Source organism: Pseudomonas sp. LARHCG127, assembly GCF_052871455.1.
The window spans coordinates 673533-694908 of record NZ_JBIXJT010000001.1; the positions used below are offsets into that span (position 1 = coordinate 673533).

The 21376-nt window shown below is 59.0% G+C and carries 21 protein-coding genes and 1 pseudogene; 13 read left to right on the plus strand and 9 right to left on the minus strand.

Annotation, left to right across the window (positions count from 1 at the left end):
• Window positions 1-93: 93 nt before the first annotated feature.
• The gene (locus ACIPQ1_RS03075; protein ID WP_411387288.1) at window positions 94-1800 is read right to left on the minus strand and encodes an amidase; all 1707 of its coding nucleotides are present in this window, start codon (window positions 1798-1800) and stop codon (window positions 94-96) included.
• Window positions 1801-2186: 386 nt separating this feature from the next.
• Between ACIPQ1_RS03075 and ACIPQ1_RS03080 the strand changes: the two genes are divergently transcribed.
• The 4 genes from ACIPQ1_RS03080 to ACIPQ1_RS03095 all read left to right on the plus strand — a co-directional run bounded on the left by ACIPQ1_RS03080 (window position 2187) and on the right by ACIPQ1_RS03095 (window position 6296).
• Window positions 2187-2861 (plus strand): phosphoribosyltransferase, encoded by a 675-nt coding sequence (locus ACIPQ1_RS03080; protein WP_250961402.1) that lies wholly within the window; start codon window positions 2187-2189, stop codon window positions 2859-2861.
• 150 nt (window positions 2862-3011) lie between these two features.
• Window positions 3012-5195, plus strand: a complete 2184-nt coding sequence (locus ACIPQ1_RS03085; RefSeq protein ID WP_446533573.1) for a PAS domain-containing sensor histidine kinase — start codon at window positions 3012-3014, stop codon at window positions 5193-5195.
• Entirely contained in the window at window positions 5192-5593 is a 402-nt protein-coding gene (locus ACIPQ1_RS03090) for a response regulator (protein ID WP_446533574.1), read from the plus strand. The genes ACIPQ1_RS03085 and ACIPQ1_RS03090 overlap by 4 nt, the downstream gene beginning before the upstream one ends.
• A 259-nt stretch (window positions 5594-5852) precedes the next feature.
• A complete protein-coding gene (locus ACIPQ1_RS03095; RefSeq protein ID WP_186704770.1) occupies window positions 5853-6296 on the plus strand; it encodes an HIT family protein in 444 nt (147 codons plus the stop codon).
• A gap of 66 nt (window positions 6297-6362) precedes the next feature.
• Here ACIPQ1_RS03095 and ACIPQ1_RS03100 read toward each other — a convergent pair whose 3' ends face one another.
• The gene (locus ACIPQ1_RS03100) at window positions 6363-6857 is read right to left on the minus strand and encodes a MarR family winged helix-turn-helix transcriptional regulator (protein WP_434575819.1); all 495 of its coding nucleotides are present in this window, start codon (window positions 6855-6857) and stop codon (window positions 6363-6365) included.
• Window positions 6858-6907: 50 nt separating this feature from the next.
• Here ACIPQ1_RS03100 and ACIPQ1_RS03105 point away from each other — a divergent pair, with 50 nt between their 5' ends.
• Both ACIPQ1_RS03105 and ACIPQ1_RS03110 read left to right on the plus strand, forming a co-directional pair.
• Complete coding sequence (locus ACIPQ1_RS03105) at window positions 6908-8419, plus strand: FAD-dependent oxidoreductase (RefSeq protein WP_446533575.1); 1512 nt, start codon at window positions 6908-6910, stop codon at window positions 8417-8419.
• A 340-nt stretch (window positions 8420-8759) separates the two neighbouring features.
• The gene (locus ACIPQ1_RS03110) at window positions 8760-9278 is read left to right on the plus strand and encodes a hypothetical protein (protein ID WP_186704772.1); all 519 of its coding nucleotides are present in this window, start codon (window positions 8760-8762) and stop codon (window positions 9276-9278) included.
• Between the two features lie 125 nt (window positions 9279-9403).
• Here ACIPQ1_RS03110 and ACIPQ1_RS03115 read toward each other — a convergent pair.
• Window positions 9404-9532 (minus strand): annotated as a pseudogene (locus tag ACIPQ1_RS03115) (helix-turn-helix domain-containing protein); the annotation flags it as partial.
• Between the two features lie 200 nt (window positions 9533-9732).
• Between ACIPQ1_RS03115 and ACIPQ1_RS03120 the strand changes: the two are divergent.
• The 3 genes from ACIPQ1_RS03120 to ACIPQ1_RS03130 all read left to right on the plus strand — a co-directional run bounded on the left by ACIPQ1_RS03120 (window position 9733) and on the right by ACIPQ1_RS03130 (window position 11720).
• Window positions 9733-10452, plus strand: a complete 720-nt coding sequence (locus tag ACIPQ1_RS03120; protein WP_186704773.1) for a DUF1353 domain-containing protein — start codon at window positions 9733-9735, stop codon at window positions 10450-10452.
• Window positions 10453-10856: 404 nt separating this feature from the next.
• A complete protein-coding gene (locus tag ACIPQ1_RS03125; RefSeq protein WP_446533576.1) occupies window positions 10857-11195 on the plus strand; it encodes a DUF6124 family protein in 339 nt (112 codons plus the stop codon).
• 138 nt (window positions 11196-11333) lie between these two features.
• Entirely contained in the window at window positions 11334-11720 is a 387-nt protein-coding gene (locus ACIPQ1_RS03130; protein ID WP_411387293.1) for a hypothetical protein, read from the plus strand.
• A 161-nt stretch (window positions 11721-11881) separates the two neighbouring features.
• Here ACIPQ1_RS03130 and ACIPQ1_RS03135 read toward each other — a convergent pair whose 3' ends face one another.
• From ACIPQ1_RS03135 to ACIPQ1_RS03145, 3 genes are all read right to left on the minus strand, one after another.
• Window positions 11882-12544: a hypothetical protein gene (locus tag ACIPQ1_RS03135; RefSeq protein WP_411387294.1), complete on the minus strand. Its 663-nt coding sequence runs from the start codon at window positions 12542-12544 to the stop codon at window positions 11882-11884.
• 380 nt (window positions 12545-12924) lie between these two features.
• Entirely contained in the window at window positions 12925-13512 is a 588-nt protein-coding gene (locus ACIPQ1_RS03140; RefSeq protein ID WP_250961382.1) for a DUF805 domain-containing protein, read from the minus strand.
• 301 nt (window positions 13513-13813) lie between these two features.
• Window positions 13814-15673, minus strand: a complete 1860-nt coding sequence (locus tag ACIPQ1_RS03145) for an ABC transporter ATP-binding protein (RefSeq protein WP_446533577.1) — start codon at window positions 15671-15673, stop codon at window positions 13814-13816.
• 170 nt (window positions 15674-15843) lie between these two features.
• On the opposite strand from ACIPQ1_RS03145, the gene ACIPQ1_RS03150 reads away from it, so the two are divergent.
• The 3 genes from ACIPQ1_RS03150 (at window position 15844) to ACIPQ1_RS03160 (ending at window position 17542) form a co-directional block, all read left to right on the plus strand.
• Window positions 15844-16146 (plus strand): ArsR/SmtB family transcription factor, encoded by a 303-nt coding sequence (locus ACIPQ1_RS03150; RefSeq protein WP_186704782.1) that lies wholly within the window; start codon window positions 15844-15846, stop codon window positions 16144-16146.
• Window positions 16147-16208: 62 nt separating this feature from the next.
• Window positions 16209-17183, plus strand: coding sequence for a zinc-dependent alcohol dehydrogenase family protein (locus ACIPQ1_RS03155; RefSeq protein ID WP_411387297.1), 975 nt, complete (start codon window positions 16209-16211; stop codon window positions 17181-17183).
• Between the two features lie 41 nt (window positions 17184-17224).
• Window positions 17225-17542 carry an antibiotic biosynthesis monooxygenase family protein gene (locus ACIPQ1_RS03160; RefSeq protein WP_250961379.1) on the plus strand — a complete coding sequence of 106 codons (318 nt, stop codon included), beginning with the start codon at window positions 17225-17227 and terminating at the stop codon, window positions 17540-17542.
• Window positions 17543-17557: 15 nt separating this feature from the next.
• Here ACIPQ1_RS03160 and ACIPQ1_RS03165 read toward each other — a convergent pair whose 3' ends face one another.
• Complete coding sequence (locus tag ACIPQ1_RS03165; RefSeq protein WP_446533578.1) at window positions 17558-18517, minus strand: hypothetical protein; 960 nt, start codon at window positions 18515-18517, stop codon at window positions 17558-17560.
• A gap of 116 nt (window positions 18518-18633) precedes the next feature.
• Window positions 18634-19518 (minus strand): LysR family transcriptional regulator, encoded by an 885-nt coding sequence (locus ACIPQ1_RS03170; protein ID WP_411387300.1) that lies wholly within the window; start codon window positions 19516-19518, stop codon window positions 18634-18636.
• A gap of 113 nt (window positions 19519-19631) precedes the next feature.
• Here ACIPQ1_RS03170 and argC point away from each other — a divergent pair, with 113 nt between their 5' ends.
• Entirely contained in the window at window positions 19632-20561 is a 930-nt protein-coding gene (argC, locus tag ACIPQ1_RS03175; RefSeq protein WP_446533579.1) for an N-acetyl-gamma-glutamyl-phosphate reductase, read from the plus strand.
• Between the two features lie 18 nt (window positions 20562-20579).
• On the opposite strand, the gene ACIPQ1_RS03180 is transcribed toward argC, so the two are convergent.
• A complete protein-coding gene (locus ACIPQ1_RS03180; protein ID WP_446533580.1) occupies window positions 20580-21371 on the minus strand; it encodes a response regulator transcription factor in 792 nt (263 codons plus the stop codon).
• Window positions 21372-21376 lie beyond the last annotated feature (5 nt).

Genomic DNA, 21376 nt, shown 5'->3' on the forward strand with positions numbered 1-21376 from the left:
TGTTGCGCCCGTACTCAAAAATGAAGTCGAGCGCTGCTTTTGTGGCGAGGGAGCTTGCTCCCGCTGAGTTGCGCAGCAACCCCAATGACCGGCTCAAGCCGACAGCGGCGGGGTCCGAGGCGGGACCAGGCGCTTGGAGCCGATCGACTCGAATGCCGATGCCAGTCGCAACAGTTTCGAATCATCATAGGCGCGCCCGGCAAATGTCAGCCCGACGGGCATGCCGATGTCGGCCATGACGCCCATCGGCACGGTGACCGTGGGCACGCCCAGGTGACGGATGGCGAGGTTGCCGTTGGCGACCCAGACCCCATTGCTCCAGGCGATATCGGCAGAGGCCGGATTGATATCTGCGTCCGCCGGCCCGACATCGGCGACGGTCGGGAAGATCACCGCGTCCAGGCCCAGCCGTTCCATCCAGTCTTCCAGGTCGATCCGGCGTGTTTCTTCGAGCCCCCGCAACCCGTCGGGCAGTGTCGGGATCTGGTCCCAAGGCGTGATGCCGCGTTGGGCCATCTTCACGTACTCATCCATGCCGGCGGCCAGGTCGTCCTCGCGGTTGGGCAGGGTGCCCGGGTCGTGGGGGAAGATCTTCGGTCCGTCGACGTCGGCCAGGCGATTCAACTGTGGATCACCGTTGGCCCGCAGGAAATCATCGAATGCCCAGGCCGACAAGTCCCACAATTCATGGTGCAGGAATTCCTTGGAAACCAGGCCACGGGTGAACACCGTCGGCGCGCCGGGACGATCGCCCTCGCAATTGGACACCAGTGGGAAATCCACCTCGACCACTTCGGCGCCACAGGCCTCCAGGGCCTTGCGGGCTTGTTCCCAAAGGTCGATCACCGAGGCGCGAGTGATGATGCGCTGTCCCGTCGGGCCGCCGATGCCGGGGGCCTCGGCCGTGCCGGCTTCAGGGTCGGCGTTGATGTACATCCGTGGCACGCCGAACCGAACGCCGGCCAGCGCCCCGGGTTTGCTGGCAAGGCTCGGATACGAAGCGGGACGAACCGAGTCGACGCTCGGAATCGGCACCCAGGGTTGCAGGCGCCACAGGTCGCCACGGGTGTCCGGGTCCTCGGCGACCACCACGTCCAGCACTTCGAGCAGGTCGGCCATGGTCCTGGCGAAGGGCACGACGACGTCCATGGTCGGTGTCAACGGCCAGTTGCCCCGCACCGAAATCACCCCACGGGACGGCGTGTAGGCGCACAGGCCGTTGTTCGACGCCGGGCCGCGCCCGCTCGACCAGGTTTCTTCAGCCAGGCCGAATGCCGCGAAACTGGCGGCAGTTGCGGTGCCCGCACCGTTCGAGGAGCCGGAGGCAAAAGGCGCGGTGAGGTAGTCGCCGTTGTACGGGCTTTCCGCCCGGCCATACACCCCGCGCTGCATCCCGCCGTTGGCCATGGGCGGCATGTTGGTCTTGCCCAGGCAGATAGCCCCGGCGGCGCGCAGCCGTTCGATGGTGAACGCATCGCGATAAGCCACCAGGTCCTTGAACGCCGGGCTGCCGGACGCGGCGGTGAGGCCCTTGACCAGATAACTGTCCTTGGCCGTATAGGGAATGCCGTCGAGTGGACCGAGGGTCTGGCCGTTGGCCCGGCGGGCATCGGAGGCCTGCGCTTCCTTCAGCGCATCCGGGTTGCGCACCACCACCGCGTTGAGGGCGGTGGGCGTGTCGGGGCCGTCGTAGGCATCGATCCTGGCGAGGTAGGCCTGGACAAGCGCTACCGCCGTGGTCTGGCCCGATTCCAGCGCGGCGCGCAGTTGGGCAATGGAAACTTCGGTGATGTCGATCATGCAGTTACCGCCGCGGCAGAAGGATGACGGGGTGTGCGGTCCATTGACGTTGGGGCCTGGCACTTCAGGTCATCTCAAGGTGGATATTTATCGGGTTTTGATTACTGTACTACGGAAGATCGAACAAGGGCAGCCCATGTTTGACGGGATTCTTCTCGGTCGTGCCAAAATTTCTCCTCCGTCAGACCTCGTTAAGAAACGGCTTCGGCAGGCGTGATGACTCGCGATTCCCAAGTCGCTGGCGCCGACGATGCGGTCACGTCCGTCGATTGGCGTGACGACGCAGGCAGTTTGGATCACTCAGCCGTTGCTGGACACCCTGTGCCGGGTATCCTGACAGGGTGACTGTGCGGACGACGTGTCTGTTTTTGCAAGGAGACCCGACCATGAATCCCCTGTCTTTTGCATCGCCGCCTTATGCCGATCGAGCCGCGGCCGGCCATCGCTTGATAGAACCCTTGGCCCAGTACCGTGGACGGAGCAATGCGATCGTCCTGGCGTTGCCCCGGGGTGGCGTGCCCGTCGCCTGGGCGGTGGCCGACGCCCTGGGGTTGCCCCTCGACCTGATGCTGGTGCGCAAGCTGGGTGTGCCGTCTCATCCGGAAGTGGCGATGGGCGCGATTGCCAGCGGCGCCATCCAGATTCGCAACGACGATGCGTTGTGTGCCCATCACGTCGACCAGGCTGCCTTCGATGCGGTGCTGCAGCGGGAAAGGCAGGAACTGGCGCGTCGTGAAGCGCTTTATCGCGGCAGCCGTCCACCTGTCGACCTGAAACAGCAGGTGGTCCTGCTGGTGGATGATGGCTTGGCCACCGGTGCGTCAATGATGGCGGCGGTCCATGCGGTACGCCTGCAAGACCCTCTTGCCATCGTGGTTGCCGTTCCAGTGGCACCGGTCGAAACCGCCGAAGCCTTGCGCAGTGAGGTCGATGAGTTTGTGTGTCCGTTGATGCCCGAGTGGATGCGCTCGGTCGGCGATTGGTATGAAGACTTCAGCCAGACCCCGGACGAAACAGTGGTCGCGCTATTGGACAGGGCCTGGAGCAGGCCTCGTTCATAACCGCTGCGGGAGCTTGTCGATTAATGCCATGGCTGACGTACGGCACAGGCGCCGATGTCCTTGAAGAGTTTCCTGAACTCGCGCGCTCAATAGCGATCTAGAATCCATTGAGACCCTGAGCGTTGCAGCCAGGGGGTTTGAGGATGACTGATGTCGAACATTGAAGAGCTCCCCTTGGAAGCCTGTACGCCAAGCGAATACGAAAGCCTGATCGCGATGGGGACGAATGCGCTGGATGCCATTCCCGGTGCGGTGTACCTCTGCGATCGCCAGGGGTGGCTCGTGCGGTATAACAGCGAGGCGGCCGAGCTGTGGGGAAGGGCGCCGGCGCTTGGAGAGAACGGCGACCGCTTCTGCGGCGCCCATCGATTGTTCCTGGCCGACGGAACGCCGCTGGCATTCGAGCACAGTCCGACGGCCTCGGCGCTCGATACCGGCATTGCGCCGCGCAATCAGGAAGTGATCATCCAACGTCCGGATGGCTCGCGGTTCGTGGCGCTTATGAACATCCGCGCCCTCAGGGACCGGCGGGGCGTCATTCAAGGGGTGATCAATTGCTTCCAGGACGTTTCGGCGCACCACGCCATGGCCGAAGAGCTTCGGCGCAAGAGTGCCGATCTGGAAGACTTTTTCGAGAACAGCGCGGTAGGCCTGCATATCGTCAGTGGCGAGGGCATTATCCTGCGCGCCAACAAGGCGGAGCTGGCACTGCTGGGCTATCCGGCACAAGAATACATCGGCCGCCACATCACCGAATTTCATGTCGACGAGCCGGTTATTGGCGACATTCTCACCAAGCTGGGCAGTGGCGATCGCCTGGAGAGCTATCCGGCGCGCCTGAGGGCCAAGGACGGCTCGATCAAGCATGTCACGATCACCTCGAACGGCCGGTTCGAGAACGGAAAACTCTTCAACACCCGCTGCTTCACTATCGACAGGAGCAGCGTCCATGCGGCCGAGGCGGCGCGCCAGGACAGCGATGACCGGCTTTCGGCGACCTACGAAGCGGCGACCATCGGCATTGCCGAGGCCGGCATCGACGGCCGCTTGCTCCGGGTGAACGATGCCCTGTGCAACATGCTGGGCCGCTCGCGGGACGAACTCCTGGCGATGACCTTCCTGGACTACACCCACCCGGACTGCATCGCGCAGGATGCCGGGTTGTACGCCCGCCAGGTGGCCGGTGAACTGGATAACTACGTGCTGCGCAAGCGCGCGGTGAAGCCCGATGGCGAGGTGGTTTACCTCGACATCCACAGCTCGTCGGTGAGGGACGCCAACGGGACGTTTCGGTATGGCGTGCGGGTGCTGCAGGACGTCACGCTGGCGCGGCGCATGGAAAACCAGGTCCGCGAAAGCGAACGGCACATGCGCAATCTCCTCGAAGCGTTGCCGGCCGCGGTGTACACCACCGACGCCGAAGGGCGGATCACGTTCTTCAACCGCGCCGCTATCGAGTTGTCGGGGCGCACGCCGCAGTTGGGCGAGATGTGGTGCGTGACTTGGAAGCTGTTCAATACCGACGGAACCGCGCTGCCCCACGATCAATGCCCGATGGCGGTGGCGCTGAAGGAAAACCGGCCGATACGCGGCGTCGAGGCGATTGCGGAGCGGCCCGATGGCAGCCGTGTACCGTTCACACCGTTTCCCACGCCTCTGCATGATGCCGATGGAAACCTGGTGGGCGCCATCAACATGCTGGTGGACATTTCCGAGCGAAAGCAGGCGGAAAACCGGCAGAAGACATTGATCGATGAGCTCAATCACCGGGTCAAGAACACCCTGGCCACGGTGCAATCCCTGGCGGCCCAGACCGCGCGCAATGCCGAGGATGCGAAGGACGGCTACCGGCGTTTCGAGGCGAGGCTGTTGGCCTTGTCGCGAGCACACGATCTCTTGACCAAACGGCATTGGGGCCAGACGCCGCTCGACACCCTGGCCCATGAAGTGCTGCTGCCGGTCTTCGGGCATGAGCCTGGCCGTGTGGTGATCAAGGGGGCTGCCGTGGATGTCGGCACCCGCGTGGCGCTCAACCTGACGATGACCCTCAATGAATTGGCGATCAACGCGCTTAAATACGGGGCCATGTCGGTCGAGACGGGCACGCTCGCCGTCACCTGGCAGCTGCAAGCCCAAGGGGACGGAACGCTGTTGACCCTTGACTGGCAAGAGCGAGGAGGGCCAGCGGTAGCCCCGCCGGAACGGGAAGGGCTGGGTTCGCGCCTGATGAAGCGTTGCATTGAGCGCGACTTGGGTGGCACCTTTGAGCTCACCTTTGCTTCACAGGGCGTTTGCTGTCGCTTTTCGTTCATGATTGGGGTGGCTGGGGCATGACCCCATTGGCTGGACGCAGGGTGCTGGTCGTCGAGGACGAAGGCGCCATTGCCCTATTGATCGAAGAGATGCTGGAGGAATTCGAATGCGAGGTCGTGGCGTCGGTCGCCCGGCTCGCGGCGGCCTGTGAAATCGCCCGCGCGGTGCAGGTTGACCTGGCGATCCTGGACGTCAACCTGGCTGGCGAGCGCGTGTTCCCGGTGGCCGAGATTCTTCGCGGTCGCCACATTCCCTTTCTGTTCAGCACCGGATACGGCGCGAGCGGGCTGCCGGCCGAATACGCCGGATGCCCGGTGTTGCACAAGCCGTTTTCGGAAAATGAATTGCAGCAGAAGATGGCCGTAACGCTGAAGCAAGCCCGCGCAGGCGACGTTACATCCAGCACTGATGCCAACTGATCCACCGCTATCGCGAGCAAGCTCGCTCCCACAATGGATGTCGGGTGTGCCCACGGTCTGAATCAAACCAGAAATCCCCTGTGGGAGCGAGCTTGCTCGCGATGGCGATGGCACAGGCAAAATTATCACCAACTGACCCACCGCCATCGCCAGCAAGCCCAACCCTTGGCTTTCAAGCAGACCTCTACGAGACGTCGCCGCTGGACTGTGCTAAATCTCTTACCGGCAACCCACCGCCCTAACCATTCAAGGAGTGAACATGAGTCTCCACGGTCATTACGATCCAAAGAACATCTTTGCGCTGATCCTTCGCGGCGATGCGCCGTGCTACAAGATTTACGAAGACGCCGATGTGCTGGCCTTCCTGGATCTCTTTCCGCAATCGCGCGGCCATGTCCTGGTCATCCCCAAGAATTCCCAGGCGCGCAACATCCTCGAAGTCGAGCCCACAGTCCTGGGCGCTATGATGTCGGCCGTGCAGCGCCTGACGCGGATCATCGTGGACGAGCTGCAGCCGGACGGCGTCCAGATCGCGCAGTTCAACGGCGCGGTGGCGGGGCAGACGGTCTACCACATTCACATGCACATCATCCCTCGCTGGGAAGGTGAGGAAGCGGGTGCGCATGGCCGGGGCAAGGCCGATCCCGAGGAACTGGAAAAACTCCAGGCTCGCCTGGTCGCGCGCATTGGCTCAGAGGCCTGACGCTGAGAAAAATCCTCTCGGGGCACAGGGCGTGCCCCACGCATCAGAACGGGCGATCACCCTGCGTCACGCCTGCTCCTGCGCACCGGTCAGCGTGTCATCCTTGATGTCGTTGGCAAACTTGCACATGAGCCGTACCAGGTTCTCTACATCCGCTTCGTCCCACGTGGCGAAAATGGCTCGCCCGATCCGCGCACGTGCCTCGTCGATGCGATCGGTCATCGCCTTGCCTTTTGCGGTAATGACCGACTTGCGTACCCGACGGTCGGCGGTATTTTCCCGAGCGATCAACTCCAGGCTTTCGAGTTTCGTCACCTGCCGACTGACCGTGGTGTAGTCGCGCCCGACGCGATCGGCCAGTTCACCAACGCCGATAGGACCAAGCCGCTCCACGGAGACCAGCAACGGAAACAGCGCGCGATCCAGGGATATTCCGGCCGCCTGCACCATGGCTTCGTCCCGCTGAGGTCGGTTCATCACCCCGACGATCTCCATCAGGGCGCCGTGAAGCTCGCGCAATTGGGCATTAATATGTGCGTTCTGCACATTTTCGATTGACACGGTTCCGGCTCCGTCTAAATATGTGCGTTCTGCACATATGTGGGGTCGTCATGAAAGAGCAATTCGAAATCCAGGTATTGATTTGCGGCGCGGGCGCGGCCGGTCTGGCGATGGCTATCGAGTTGGCGAGAAGGGGAGTTCCCTTTCGCCTGATCGAAAAGGCAGGCCAGCCGTTCAACGGCTCGCGCGGCAAGGGCATACAGCCCAGGACCCAGGAAATATTCGAGGACATGGGGATCCTCGACCGAATCGTCGCAGTGGGTGGAGTCTACCCGACTGAACGTCGATATCGCGACGATGGCAGTTTCACCGACGCTGTCAGCATCGAGCAAAACGAGCCCACGCCAGCGGAACCTCATCAATCGCCGTTGATGGTGCCGCAATGGCTGACGGAACAGGTCATGCGCGAACGCCTGCTTGAACTGGGCCATCGGCCGGAGTTTGGTTGCGAACTGGTGGGGTTCGAGCAGGATGCCGAGGGCGTCAGCGTTCAGTTGGTCGGTAAGGCCGGCGAAGAAACGCTCCGGGTGCGCTGGCTTGTCGGAGCCGATGGCGGCCGCAGTTTTATCCGGCATGCGCTGGGTATCGGCTTCCCAGGCAAGACGCTGGGCATTCGCGCCATTGTGGCCGATGTCTCGGCTACGGGCCTGTCGCGGGACCGCTGGCATCGTTTTGGCGACGGCGACATGCAGCACCAGATATTCCTGTGCCCGTTGGCCGGGACCCAGCTCTTCCAGATCCAGGCGCCGATAGCCCCCGACGCGGACATTGACCTGGATGCGCAAACATTGATGGACCTGGTAGCACAGCGCACGGGGCGCGATGATATCCATATCCATTCGGTGTCCTGGGCATCGGCCTACACTATGAACGCGCGGTTGGCCGATCATTACCGCGTCGGTCGAACGTTTCTCATCGGCGATGCCGCACACATCCACCCACCCACGGGTGGCCAGGGTCTCAATACCAGCGTGCAGGATGCCTACAACCTGGGTTGGAAACTGGAGGCGGTCATCAACGGCGCGCCGGCGGCACTGCTCGACAGCTACGAGCAAGAACGCCGCCCGGTCGCTGCGACGATGCTGGGCCTTGCCACCAAGCTGCTGGACGCGCACCAGCGCGGCGACATGCGCCGTGGGCGCGAAGTGCACCAACTCGACATCGGCTATCGCGAATCCACGCTCGCCCTTGAACGATCCAACCGTACCAGCGGCCCATTGGCAGGCGATCGTGCGCCGGATGCACCGATGCGCGGGGCGGCCGGTAAACTGCAACGGCTGTTCGACCTGTTCCGGGGGGCGCACTGGACACTGCTCGGTTATGGCGCGGAACGCGATGCCGTAGCACCTCGCCCCGGGCTGCACATCCATGTCATCGGCCCAGGCGGTGATATCCAGGATGACCAAGGACATTTTCGTGACGCTTACCAACCTGCGATGGGCGATTGGGTTCTCGTCCGTCCCGACGGGTACATCAGTGCCTTCGTATCAGCCGGAGCGGGGGAGGCGCTGGAAGACTACCTCGCACGGGTAGGGCTGGACGCTGCAGAGTTGGAGGGTTGATCAAGGGCTACGGCACGCCGCGTTAATCAATGGCCGTTCGGGCAGGCGCGCAGCGATACATTCAGCATCGATGCACGCAGGCCCACCGCCATCGCGAGCAGGCTCGCTCCCACAGGGGATGTCGGGTTGATGGAAAATGGCGGCTGTCCCGGGTCCAAGTGTGGGAGCGAGCTTGCTCGCGATGGCGACAGTACATCCAATAACAGTGCACACAGACCCACCGCTTTCACGAACAAGGTTGTGCACCCCAGCACAAACCCCATCAACAATTCCTACCCAATCCCTTGCCAACCGCTACCATTGCACGCTGACCTCCCGACACCCCCGGACATTCACTTTCATGAAATTGCGCCTGCTGGCCGTTGCCTTGTTGTTCACCTGCACTCTGACTCACGCCGCTGAATCGAAACCCGTTCCCAAAGCCCTGGAAGAACAGATTGGCCGCCTGGTCGCGCTCATCAAGGACAGCTACGCCACCGGCTATCCCGAAGCGACGCTGGTGCAGACCTTGGACACCGGCGAGGACAGCCAGGTCACCCTTGCGGTTTTCACCATCGAGGGTTTCGGCATGGGCAACAACTACAGCCAATACCTGGCCGCCTTCACGCCCGAAGAGAACGAAGAGGGCGTGCCGCACTACAGCCTGTTGGACGTGATGCGCATCGGTGGCGACAGCTGGCGGGCCATCGACAACCTCGATGCCAAGTTGGTCAGCGACCCGACGGGTGAACAGACCCTGATCGACATTCCCGTGATGGAGAATACCGACGAGGATGCGCCGAATTTCCCAAGCCGAGCCGCCGTGATTCACCTGTCCCTGGACGGGTCACAGGCCGTGCGATTGGTTGAGATCAAGTAAGGTGCTTCGCTCAGTCGAATTTATGTGATTACGGTATGAGTGCTATGTAATTGGCGTGGTTTATCGATTAATACCGCAAGGGTAATTTGTTTCCCTACGATTCCCATCGAGAGGAAAAGCCAAATCTCCAACTGACGCATCGCCCGGCTCAGCGCCGGTTGCGACATGCCCAACTTGGCCGCGGCGCGGGTGAAGCTGCGCTCCTGGGCGACGGCGGCGAAGATGGCGAGTTGGTCGTAGCGTTCGGTGGTCATTGATCCGTCTCTGGTATGAGCAGGCCAGGATTATGGCATCACTTGTATTGATGGGCTGAACCATTTGAAAGTGGAAAACTGCCAGGAAAATTGACTGCTATAGTTAACTCGCAGCAGCTGATGTAAGTAAAGTTCATAGCACCAAGCTCCATAAAATGATTTGAGTTGTTTAATCGTTATATCGATAAGAAGAGGGCGATATGCGTAAGGCTATAGCGCTGATGGTGCTGTTAATGGGGGTCGCAAATGCACTGTTTGCGAGTCAATTTACGGGAGAATTGAAATTGCTCCCTGAAGGTTGTCAATTTACCAAGGAGCGAAAGTGTCAGTTAGGTTCCATGCTTACGTTTAAATCGCCAAATGGCTTGGTTTGGCAAACCGATATTTGGAAAGCAGGCAATCATGAGTCAGGAACCACGGATGGCGCTTCGATCCCGAAATGGGCGCAACCTATAATAGGTGATGCTTACGACGAGTCTTTCTTGAAGGCGGCAATTGTCCATGATCATTATTGCTACGAAGAAAATCGGGTCCGGTCGTGGGTTGAAACGCATCGGATGTTCTATTACGCGCTAATCGATCTTGGTATTGATAAAACCAAGGCGAAAACAATGTATTTTGCCGTTTTTACTTTTGGTCCTCACTGGAGGGGGATTGTCGCTGGAGAGAAGTGTGGTGAAAACTGCATCAAGACTTTAGCTCCTTCTGGACTGGTTTCAGAAGAAAGTCAGCTCAATGGGGAACGCTCAATTACGACGACACAAAACTTCAAGGCGGCTCTTGAGGCGGATCCGAGTATGAGTCTCGATGAAATCGAAGCTTATGCCGAGGCGGCCAAGCCAAATGATTTTTACGTCGGTCAGGAGAGTACGTATGTTTCTGAGGGCGTGAATGATCCCAATTTATTACAGAAGTATTAGCTTGGTCAGGATACACGTCACATCGCACCCGTCGCGCAGCGCAGCGCTCCGGTGGTGGAATGGTGAACGGGCTTGTCGTAGGAATTGACGGAGCGAATATTGCCCATTGACTTGCAGGACATTTCCTAGAAAATCCCAGTCCCTTGCGCCTGCTGATTTCGGTGCCTAGTCTTTGCTCACCGCTACCAATCAGCGGTCGGGTTTAGCAGCTCGGAATCACGTTAGGCGCACGGCAACTGCCTTCAGTGCGGGCATTTTTATTGCTCGAATTCTTATGGCGGCTGTGTGCAGGGCATCCTCGGGTGCGCCGGTTTCCTAACGTACCGGTCTGCTAACCTGCGCACGGCTGCCACCCACTCGTTTAGCAGCGAACGTGGCGGCTCCCATAACGTTAGGAGCATTCCATGGACAAACTCATCCCAGACCCACCCGTTCCACCGCTGCACCTGGACATCGCGGCCGACGCCAACGCCGAACGTGTCATCGATTCCTATCTGAACCCCAAACCCGCCCAGCCTGACAAGAAGCCACCTCCGGACCAGTTATTCACCGTCGTGGAGGGCGTCGATGTTGAAAGCCTGTTGGCCAATCTCAGCGAAACGTTAGCCTCCGCCAATGCCATGGCCAACGATTTGGCGTTTGACCTGAAGGATTCTCGACGGCATGTTGCACTAGGGCTGCAACAGTTGATTGAACTAGGTCTGCTACTGGCAAACCGGGCGCTGGATGGTCATCGACCCTAGGTAAGCGTTTGGTGGAATAGATTCCATTTTCCCAAGATAGATCGGGTCGGAAGCGAAGGGCTGACCCAAAGTGGACATTGCCTGTAGCTGAAGTTGACCTACCATGAAAGCGCTATTGCACCTAGCCGGAAGAAGCTCATGATCATGGCCATACCGAAGATCGAACTTAAGGAACTGTCGGTGAAAGCGGAAGCAGACGGTTTAACGCTGAGTGATCTTGTCCCCATTTGCGAAAGGTTCGCCGTTGCACCGCATGATGTGCTGAACGAGCTGTCCGTCGCGGTTGCGGAAGGCTATCTACAAGGATCTCTGCTCTATGATTTTTGCAACGGCGTAATGAACGGGATCATAAATGCTGTGGTTGAAGTAGGTATGACTAACGACATGCCTCAGCCCGCTTTCTCGCTTTACCAGGCATTCGATCAAGGTGAATGGTTCCGCAGTAACGACCCACCGGAAACTGATCCCAGTGAGAAATACACGAAGCCGGTGGTCGAGGAAATAATGCGTACCCTTAGAGACTAGCTTTCACAGATCGAGAGGTTTTCGCTTTTCGGCTGGAAGGTAGTGGATCGAACGATGCTTTTGGTCGATTGCTGTCTATTGGGACGGGCAACAACCCAAAGCGGATATTGGCAAGTGGTGAGTGTTGGCCGGCAATGGCTCGGTTCCTAGTGGAAACACATTTAGCGCATCCAAGCACGAAGAGCTTCGAACTCGGTTGGGTTCGGATGGCGTAGTCGGGCGGCTAACGATTCCTCTTCTTCTTGAGAGATGAAGGCTTTGACAATTTTCGAGATGCCTTGAGGGCCAGCCTGGTAATTCATAGCGACACACTGTCGACTAAACAAGGTCTCAAGAAGCGCATAGTCTGCGGGTAGTAAAGCCGTTTCGATTAATGCCACTTCACTTTTCAGTGCGATATTGAAGTCCATTCGAGGCGGTAGCCAAGATAAGTCCGTAGCGACGCGTACGTATTCCCTAGTCACGAACGATGAGATATCTGCATGGGCAAGTGGAGATGGCTGAGCAAAATGAAGTACCTGAGCAATCCCCGAAGTCCCGTTTTCCAATCGAACCAGGCAGTAAGGCTCACCGCCGCCTGTAGCCGCAAAGGGAAGAAAGGTTCGACCTTGCTGGTCATCAGGGTTAAGCCACTCATTGATTTCTCGTTCTGCTTCTTCTGCATCGAGCCAGTGAAAATCTACAAGGCTACTCAGTGCAGCCTTTGAAGGGGGGGTATGCGCTATTCGCATGAGTGCTGCGAGGCGTTCTGGAAATTCAATGTCAATTCTGTGTGCAAGATCTTGAAAGGCTTCGACGACTGCAACAGCTTGTCCATAATTCAAAATAGGAGAATCTCCATATCTGATAGCACCGCAATCGAAGTCTGGATTTTAAAGCAACGCCCTCGATTTCCAGGCTTGACCTGCTGTTCATGTGAACCGCTATTGTCGGGCGCTCGCAGGATCCTACAAACCTACAGCTAGAGGCGCAAGCACCCTAAATCCACTGACCGCTTCTGGCCGATAGCTGCCTGTCGTGAGGGGCTGCAATCGGCCAAGAACGGACGTTTAGAGCAGAGAAATAAATCTGTTCTCTTTTCCCAATGGACATCACCGCGGCGTACGCAGGGCTATCGCGTGGTGCGCGCAGCGCTCTCTACAAAGGCACCTGAGCACTTGGCGCCGCGCAATGAGGCGAAGCATGGACTTCGCGTACGCTAACGTTATGCCTGAACCAATGAATTAAAGAACCACTCGTAGAGTGCCTGTGGGTGGTATTGGGGAAAATACGCAACTAGCACGACTGAAGTTACAAGCACCAGCACCACCAACAGCGCGGTAAGTAGTTTTACCGACGTCGAAAGAGGTGGATTGGGCGGGCCGTATTTATTAATCGCTTTACGCCCCGGAAGCATGAAGAGCGGAAGCGTTATCACAAAGCCGATAACAGGGACTACGCTGAGAATTCCCCATATCATCGGACTCCAGCCTAGATCACGTGCCCTGCGTACCAGTAGAGACACGTTGAGCAGGATGGCAGGAACGACAACGGTGACACCGACTATCAGCAAAACCACCAGTTGATGGCGCAACCCCACCATAAAGAACGTCAGCAAAATGCACGGAAGAACCAGCACCAAGGGCACATGAATCAGCCAGAAGCGCGCCAGAGAAATACGCCCGGAAAAATCCAAAATCTTGGGGTTTGAAAACGTGACAACCTCGTCGTCAATCAGTTGGGCGTCGCCCGGTTGGTATGGGTTTTCGATTTCGCTGCTGATGCTGCCGAAAACGGGTTCTATCCGGGCCATTTAGTGCTATTCCCTTATGTATGATGGTGCTATTCACGTCACAACGTTTACGCCTCATATCTAATCGAAGGCCGGCATCTAACTCAAGAGAAAAGACGCTATCGCGTAAGGGGGGCTGTGTGGCCCACGGCATGTGTGGGTCTGTCGCAGGGTGCGCGCAGTGCACCTTATGAAGCCGCTAGTAAAAAGGCGGGTCATGTCCCTACTCTGAATGACGGCTTCTGGGCCGAAAGCTGCCCGTTGTAAAGGACAGCTGACGACCCAAAACACCCACCTGCAGATCACCCCAGGCCCTTCACGCTTAGACCTGATCCATCGCCTCCGTCACCCACCGATCCTCCCCCAGGAACCCGCCACTCTGGTGGTGCCACAGCCGCGCATAGATGCCGTTCTTGGCGAGTAATTGTGCGTGGGTACCCTGTTCAATGATCCGCCCGTCATCCATGACAATCAGCCGATCCATCGCCGCAATCGTCGACAGCCGATGAGCAATGGCGATGACCGTTTTACCCTGCATCATTTCATCGAGGCTTTCCTGGATGGCCACTTCGACTTCCGAATCCAGCGCACTGGTCGCCTCGTCAAGGAGCAGGATTGGCGCGTTCTTGAGCATCACTCGGGCAATCGCGATGCGCTGGCGCTGGCCGCCCGACAGCTTGATGCCGCGCTCGCCCACCAAGGTGTCGTAGCCGGAGTGACCTTGGCGGTCGCTCAGTTGGCTGATGAACTCATCGGCCTGGGCATTGGCCGCCGCGCGGCGGATTTGTGCGTCAGTTGCATCGGGTCGGCCGTAGGCGATGTTGTCACGAATGGAACGGTGCAGCAGGGACGTATCCTGGGTGACCATGCCGATGGCGCTGCGCAGGCTGTCTTGCGTCACGCGGGATATGTCTTGCCCGTCGATGCGGATCTGCCCGCTGTCGACATCATAAAAGCGCAGCAGCAAGTTGATGAGCGTGGATTTGCCGGCGCCGGAGCGGCCCACCAGGCCAATTTTCTCGCCCGGGCGGATGTCCAGGCTCAGGCCATCAAGCACCTGGCGTTCACCGTTGTAGTTGAAGCTCACGTTGTCGAAGGTGACCGCGCCGCCGGAGGTCACCAGCACCCCCGCGTCCGGCGCGTCCTGCACCTTGGGGCCGCGGGTCAGGGTTGCCATGCCATCCTGCACGGTGCCGATGCTCTCGAACAGCGAGGTCATTTGCCACATGATCCAGTGCGACATGCCATTGATGCGCAACGCCATGGCGGTGATCGCCGCCACCGCGCCGGCGCCGACGTCGCCCTGGTGCCACAACCAAAGCGCATAGCCGCCTGCGGCCATGATCAGCCCCACCACCAGCGCTTGGTTGACGATCTCGAACTGGCTGACCAGGCGCATCTGGCGAAAGCCGGTCTGCTTGAAATCCTCCATGGCCGCGCGCGCGAAGTGCGCTTCACGGTTGGAATGGGAGAACAGTTTCACGGTGGTGATGTTGGTGTAGGCGTCCGAGATCCGTCCGGTCATCGAGGAGCGGGCATTGGCCTGTTCCTGTCCGACTTTGCCCAAGCGGGGCACGAAGTAGAGCATGGCCAGCCCGAACAGCACGATCCAGGCCACGAACGGCAGCATCAGTTTCAGGGCGAAGCCGCCGGCCAAGGCGATGATCGCGATGAAATACACGCCGATTCCCGGGGCGATTTCGATCAGGGTGAACAGCACGTCGCGCACGGCCAGGGCCGTCTGCATCACCTTGGTGGTGACCCGGCCGGAAAACTCATCGGAAAAAAACGAAAGGCTTTGCCGCAGCATCAGGCGGTGGAAGTCCCAACGCAGCCGCAACGGCAGATTGATCGCCAATATCTGGTGCTGCACCATCGTACGCAGCGCCACCAGCCCGACGCTCGCCACCATGACGATACCCATGCCCCACAGCACGCGACTTTCCTGCGCTGCCGCGTCACCCCCGGCTTGCCAGGTCGAGAGCAGATCCACCACTTGGCCGAGGAACGAAAACAGCCAGGCTTCGTAGATCGACACGCCGGCGCTGAGCAGCGCAAACGCCAGGATGTAACCGCGGGCGCCCCGGGTGCAGGCCCAAAGGAACCGAGCCAGGCCGTTGGGTGGCGGGGGGACTTCGTCGGGTGGGAAGGGGTCGAGTCTTTGTTCAAATACGCGAAGCATGGTGGTCTCCGAAACGATCAATGACGGAGATTCTGCCATTTAAAGACTGCTTTGAGGGTTATGTGAAGTGATGGGTATGGCTCTCTTGGCATGTCGCCCAGGATGTTGGGGGCAGGGAGGGGGCTAAACAGCGTATTGACATATCGAAAAATCTCGATATTCTCGGGGGCATGGAATTGATCGAAATATTCAAAGCGCTCTCGAACCCTACACGCCTGCAAATCTTGAAAGGCTTGAAGGATCCCGCAAAGAACTTCCCTCCGCAGGATGAAGGTGACGTTCTCACGGTGGGCGTCTGCGTCAGCAGTATTCAAGAAGGTATCGGACTGTCGCAGTCAACGGTGTCTGGTTACCTTGCAACGCTGCAACGAGTGGGCTTGGTCGAAGTCCGGCGTATCGGTCAGTGGACCTACTACAAGCGCAATGAAGCAACCATCAGCGCGCTTGCCGAGGTCATAGGGAAAGAATTGTAGTTTTTTTACCGTAATATATCGAGATATCTCGATATTCCTTTTTATAGATGTGAGGAATTACGATGAAAGCAATGGTACTTAAATCATTCGGCGGCTCGGGATCGTTCGAGCTGCGCGAGGTGGCCAAGCCCGTACCGCACGCCGGACAAGTCTTGGTCCGAGTGCACGCAACCTCCATCAATCCGTTGGATTACCAGGTTCGTCGCGGCGACTATCCCGACTTGGTGCAACTGCCGGCCATTACCGGACACGATGTATCGGGCGTTGTCGAAGAGGTAGGGCCGGGAGTGACCACCTTCGCTCCAGGGGACGAAGTCTGGTACACCCCGCAAATATTTGACGGGCCAGGCAGCTATGCCGAGTACCACGTTGCCGCCGAAAGCATCATCGGGAAGAAGCCAGCCTCGCTGAGCCATCTCGAGGCGGCAAGCCTGAGCCTGGTTGGCGGGACGGTGTGGGAAGCATTGATCGTGCGTGCGGCGCTCAGAGTGGGAGAAAGCATTCTGATCCACGGCGGCGCGGGGGGCGTCGGGCATGTGGCGATCCAGGTGGCAAAAGCCATGGGGGCAAGGGTGTTCACGACCGTGCGTGAGGCAAACGCCGGGTTCGTGCGAAGCCTGGGAGCCGATGTGGTCATCGACTATGAAAAGGAGGACTACGTCGACGCCATCATGGGGGAAACGGGTGGTCGCGGAGTGGATGTGGTGTTCGACACCATCGGCGGCAATACCTTGTCGCGCAGCCCCGACGCGCTGGCACAGCTTGGCCGCGTTGTCTCGATCGTGGACATTGCGCAGCCACAAAACCTTGTCCAGGCCTGGGGCAAGAATGCGAGTTACCACTTCGTTTTCACCAGGCAGAACCGCGGCAAGCTCGATGACTTGAGCGCATTGGTCGCGCGAGGTCAGCTGCGGCCACACGTTGGCGCCGTCTATTCGCTTGCCGACATTGGGCTGGCCCATGCCCGGCTGGAGAGCCCCAACAACGGTGTTCAAGGAAAAATCGCGATAGCGGTCGAGCCTTCGCTGATCCCGTAAGGGCGTACGTTTAACCGTTCAAGCCATTTTCGAGGAATACCATGATTTATGAGATCGCTCTGCTTCCCGTTCACAAAGAACGCATTGAAACGTTCAGGCGCGCATTTGCCGAGGTCGCTCCTTTGCTCACCCGGGCAAAGGGGTACGGCGGTCACTTGCTGGCGCAAGGGATCGAGACCCCCGAGCAATTCAACCTGATCGTGCGATGGCAATCACTTGAGGATCACACGCCGGGTTTCGAAGCGAGTGAAGACCATCGGATATTCATGATGGGCCTAGAGGAATATTTTTCGGAGGAGCCGAGGGTCTATCACATCGAGGGGGCCGCTTCCTGTTCACCGTTTTTGACCGAGCAGTGACCGAATTGACCACCCTCAGGGATTGGAGCCCATCCGGCCCTGGATCGCCGTGCGCAGACAACCCCAGGCGATGAATCCGAGGATCAACACCTCGGCCATTCCCACCAGCATGTGGAATGAAAACGTCAGCGGTTGTTCGGCCCAGTAGAAAGTTGTCATGCCGGTTCGACCGCCGCCGACGCGCAGCCGCCCGCTAAATAGCGCAGGGACCAAAGTGATGACGTGTCTCAGCTCCAGGACGGCCAGGAAAACACCCAATAGAAGGAGCAGGGCGCGTGCGGGCGTGCCGAGTTTTTCGGTGGGCTCATGGCCCAGCGTGAGTTCCTGGGTTCTGCGCCGCCTGGCTTCCCTCACCGCCTTGCCGCTGGTTGGGGCTGGAGCAGGTCTGTAGGCGGGCTTCACAGCCACCGTCGAACCCACGACCACTTCAGTAGGCACTGCCACGTTCAGATAGTCGGCCAGCTCACGCAGCCACATGTCGGTGGGTTTACTGCCCGGCACTACCGGAACGTTATCGGTGGTCAGGCGGTGCTCGGTGCCATCGCGCATCACCAGCCACAGCTGGGTGTAGGCGGGCTCGGCCTCTTGGCGACGACGAAGTTCGAGGCATTTGGGGGTGTCGATTCTAAAGACCGAATGCACACGCTCGCGGCGTCCAAAAAAGTTTCGGGTGCGGCGCTTGCCTTCACCCTCGCGTCGCGATAACAGCAAGGTCTCGCGGACGCCGGTGTACACCATCAAGAGGAGGCCGAGGGCAGGGATCAGCAGCAGTCCCAGCACAATCAGCAATGCGAACAATGGATCGACGTCAGTCTGAGGGAGGCCTCCGTCAGCGATCACAAACACGGCGAACGCCACCGGTGCAATGAAGGCAAGCGCGCCTGTCAGCAGCACGAATGCGCTTTGTACGAGGTTACGTGAGTGGATGTGCAGGTCATCCTGCGCGGTGCGCTCGAATCGATGTCCAATCAACATGCAGAACTCCTGGGGCGTCGCCTTCAGAACGATCAAAGGGTCGTGACAAGCAGTGGCACGCCGCAGGCCTGGATCGTGTAACCACGCCGCGCAGAATACCTCATGCCCAGACATAATCACTCCGCACTCAACTCCCACAACACATCGAGCACATGTTGCGTAGGCCGTTCGATATCTCGACTGCGGTGGGCAATCCCCAGTTGACGCCACAACAAGGGCTTCAATGGCCGCATGACGATCCGCGGGTCGGGCAATGGCGTGGAGGCTTCATGGGGCAACAGCGTCGCACCATATCCTGCCGCCACCAGGCTCTTGATCGCATCGTTGTAGTTCAGTTGAATGCGCGGCGCAGGCTGCCGTCCATCACTGGCGAACCACTCCGACGTCAAGCGCGAAAGGCGAGTGGTGGTGTCATTCAAAATCAGCGGTTGCGCGGACAGCCAGTCGGGGGTCACAACCTCCGGGCATTCCCAGCGAGCCGGCAAGAAGGCCATGACCGGATCCCGTCGCCACGGCTCGATCCGCAAGCCCTTTACCGGCGGCTGCGGCAGTGCGACCAGGCCGATCTCCAAGGAGCCCCCGGCAAGCCTCTTCAAGGTTTCCTGGGAAGTGAGCACCGCCACCTGCACATCGATCGCGGGGTGGCGTTGGTTCAATATCTCCAAAGCGTTCGGCAGCAACTGTGCGATGGCCCCGGTGGAGGCGCCGAGCCGCACACGCCCGGCCAACCCCTGTACCTGGCGCTCCACGTCCTCGAGCGCTTGTTCCGCATCCGCCAACAGGCGCCGCGCGCGTTCCACCAGGGTGTTCCCTATCGCCGATGGCTGAACGCGCCCCCGGGTGCGCGACAACAGCTTGCCGCCCACCCGCGCCTCAAGGTCGGCGATATGCAGGCTGACAGTGGGGGGCGCCAAGTGCAGCGCACGGGCCGCTTCGGCGAACGACCCCATGTCGGCAATCGCCACCAGCGTGCGCAGGCGGTCCAGGCTGATTTCCCGCATAAAGTGCACCTTGTTCAGGAAAACTGAATTTCATCGTTTATAAATTCAACTTTTCCTATCTTAGCGCCTGGCTGAACATTGCACCCCCTGATTCCAATGTTCGAGTACATGCCATGGCAAGTCCCCTTGTATTCATCGATGGCGACCAAGGCACCACCGGGTTGCAGATCCATCAACGTCTGCGGGACCGGAGCGATCTGCGGCTGCTCACGCTGAGCGCCGAACATCGCAAGGATCCGCAACGTCGCGCCGAGGCCATCAACCACTGCGACATCGCGATTCTCTGCTTGCCCGACCAGGCCGCGCGCGACGCTGTAGCGTCCATCGAAAACCCCGCTGTTCGGGTGATCGATGCGAGTTCGGCGCACCGTACCCATCCAGACTGGACCTATGGTTTCGCGGAAATGAGCCAGCAGCAGACCCAGCGCATCGCCGCCGCCCGGCGGGTCAGCAATCCCGGTTGCTATCCAACGGGGGCGATCGGGCTGCTGCGGCCATTGCTGGAGGCTGGATTGGTGCCCAGGGATTACCCGATGAACATTCATGCGGTGTCGGGTTATTCCGGAAAAGGACGGGCCGGCGTGGAGGAGCATGAGGGCGCGGGCGCAGCCCAGGCGTCTGCGTTTCAGGTCTATGGGCTGGGGTTGGCACACAAGCATATTCCGGAAATTCAGCAGCAAAGCGGTCTGACGGAACGGCCGATGTTTGTGCCGGCCTATGGTGCCTTTCGGCAGGGGATCGTGCTGACCCTACCTGTGCAGACCCGATTGTTGGCGCCAGGGGTGAGTGGGGTGCAGTTGCATACGTGTCTGATGCAGCACTACGCCGATGCGCGCCATGTGCAGGTGATGTCGATGCAGGAAGCCAAAGCGCTGACCACCCTTGATCCTCAGGCGCTTAACGGGACCGATGATGTGCGATTGTCGGTGTTCGAGAACGATGAGACCGGGCAGGTTTTGCTGGCTGCGGTGTTTGACAATCTGGGGAAGGGCGCCGCTGGCGCGGCGGTGCAGAATCTGGATTTGATGCTTGCAGGCACATGATCGGTGTGATGCCTGACTTCAATGCGTAGCGGGAACGTTCTGTCTTGGCATGAAAAATCGAGCAAACAGCTCGGATTGGGACTTGATATTCAGTTTTGCGTAAATGTTGCGGCGGTGCACCTTTATGGTTTCCGCCGACAGGGAAAGCTTTCCGGCTATTTCTTTGTTGGAGAAGCCGCTGAGTAGTAAACGGAGGACATCACTTTCACGTGCTGTTATCTGCGTGCCCAGCTGGTTGACCGTTTCTGGCCATAGAGGCGGCTCAGCCAGCGTTTTCTCCACGTCAATTTCAAACCCCATGCGCTGATGCATCAATGCAGTCACCCACGGTTTGATAATGTCGAGCAAGGTTATTTGTTCTTGGCTGAAACGGGCTTTGCTGCCAATAGATAGGCACAACGTTCTGTCGGGGTCGAGCTGGACATTGTATTGTGCTTCGTCCATGGAAATGTATTGGGCGAAATACTTGTGGTAATACTCGGTTTCAAGAAAATATTCCGGTGCAATATCCAACAGGTGGAAGAAACCGCTCTGTGGGTTTTCCCGATTGGCTATATAAAACGGATCCAGTAAATAAAGACCTTTCACGTAGCGATGAATGAATGCGTCAACTTCTTCCGCATCGGCCACTTCGGGAAGACTGACGACCTGGACTTGTTGGTGGCTGAAAATCAATACCACCCAATTATCGATCTGTACGTATTCATTTAATGTGCGAACCAGTGAACTCCAGAACTCTGGACGATTCAGCTGCATGATCAGCTTCCCAATCGATCGATGCCAGGCCAGGCTGTGAAGGTCAAACGGCATTTTCT

Coding starts and splice junctions, on each gene's coding strand:
- ACIPQ1_RS03075 (WP_411387288.1), bottom strand. CDS start 1,800: ATGATCGACATCACCGAAGTTTCCATTGCCCAACTGCGCGCCGCGCTG.
- ACIPQ1_RS03080 (WP_250961402.1), top strand. CDS start 2,187: ATGAATCCCCTGTCTTTTGCATCGCCGCCTTATGCCGATCGAGCCGCG.
- ACIPQ1_RS03085 (WP_446533573.1), top strand. CDS start 3,012: ATGTCGAACATTGAAGAGCTCCCCTTGGAAGCCTGTACGCCAAGCGAA.
- ACIPQ1_RS03090 (WP_446533574.1), top strand. CDS start 5,192: ATGACCCCATTGGCTGGACGCAGGGTGCTGGTCGTCGAGGACGAAGGC.
- ACIPQ1_RS03095 (WP_186704770.1), top strand. CDS start 5,853: ATGAGTCTCCACGGTCATTACGATCCAAAGAACATCTTTGCGCTGATC.
- ACIPQ1_RS03105 (WP_446533575.1), top strand. CDS start 6,908: ATGAAAGAGCAATTCGAAATCCAGGTATTGATTTGCGGCGCGGGCGCG.
- ACIPQ1_RS03110 (WP_186704772.1), top strand. CDS start 8,760: ATGAAATTGCGCCTGCTGGCCGTTGCCTTGTTGTTCACCTGCACTCTG.
- ACIPQ1_RS03120 (WP_186704773.1), top strand. CDS start 9,733: ATGCGTAAGGCTATAGCGCTGATGGTGCTGTTAATGGGGGTCGCAAAT.
- ACIPQ1_RS03125 (WP_446533576.1), top strand. CDS start 10,857: ATGGACAAACTCATCCCAGACCCACCCGTTCCACCGCTGCACCTGGAC.
- ACIPQ1_RS03130 (WP_411387293.1), top strand. CDS start 11,334: ATGATCATGGCCATACCGAAGATCGAACTTAAGGAACTGTCGGTGAAA.
- ACIPQ1_RS03140 (WP_250961382.1), bottom strand. CDS start 13,512: ATGGCCCGGATAGAACCCGTTTTCGGCAGCATCAGCAGCGAAATCGAA.
- ACIPQ1_RS03145 (WP_446533577.1), bottom strand. CDS start 15,673: ATGCTTCGCGTATTTGAACAAAGACTCGACCCCTTCCCACCCGACGAA.
- ACIPQ1_RS03150 (WP_186704782.1), top strand. CDS start 15,844: ATGGAATTGATCGAAATATTCAAAGCGCTCTCGAACCCTACACGCCTG.
- ACIPQ1_RS03155 (WP_411387297.1), top strand. CDS start 16,209: ATGAAAGCAATGGTACTTAAATCATTCGGCGGCTCGGGATCGTTCGAG.
- ACIPQ1_RS03160 (WP_250961379.1), top strand. CDS start 17,225: ATGATTTATGAGATCGCTCTGCTTCCCGTTCACAAAGAACGCATTGAA.
- ACIPQ1_RS03165 (WP_446533578.1), bottom strand. CDS start 18,517: ATGTTGATTGGACATCGATTCGAGCGCACCGCGCAGGATGACCTGCAC.
- ACIPQ1_RS03170 (WP_411387300.1), bottom strand. CDS start 19,518: ATGCGGGAAATCAGCCTGGACCGCCTGCGCACGCTGGTGGCGATTGCC.
- argC (WP_446533579.1), top strand. CDS start 19,632: ATGGCAAGTCCCCTTGTATTCATCGATGGCGACCAAGGCACCACCGGG.
- ACIPQ1_RS03180 (WP_446533580.1), bottom strand. CDS start 21,371: ATGCCGTTTGACCTTCACAGCCTGGCCTGGCATCGATCGATTGGGAAG.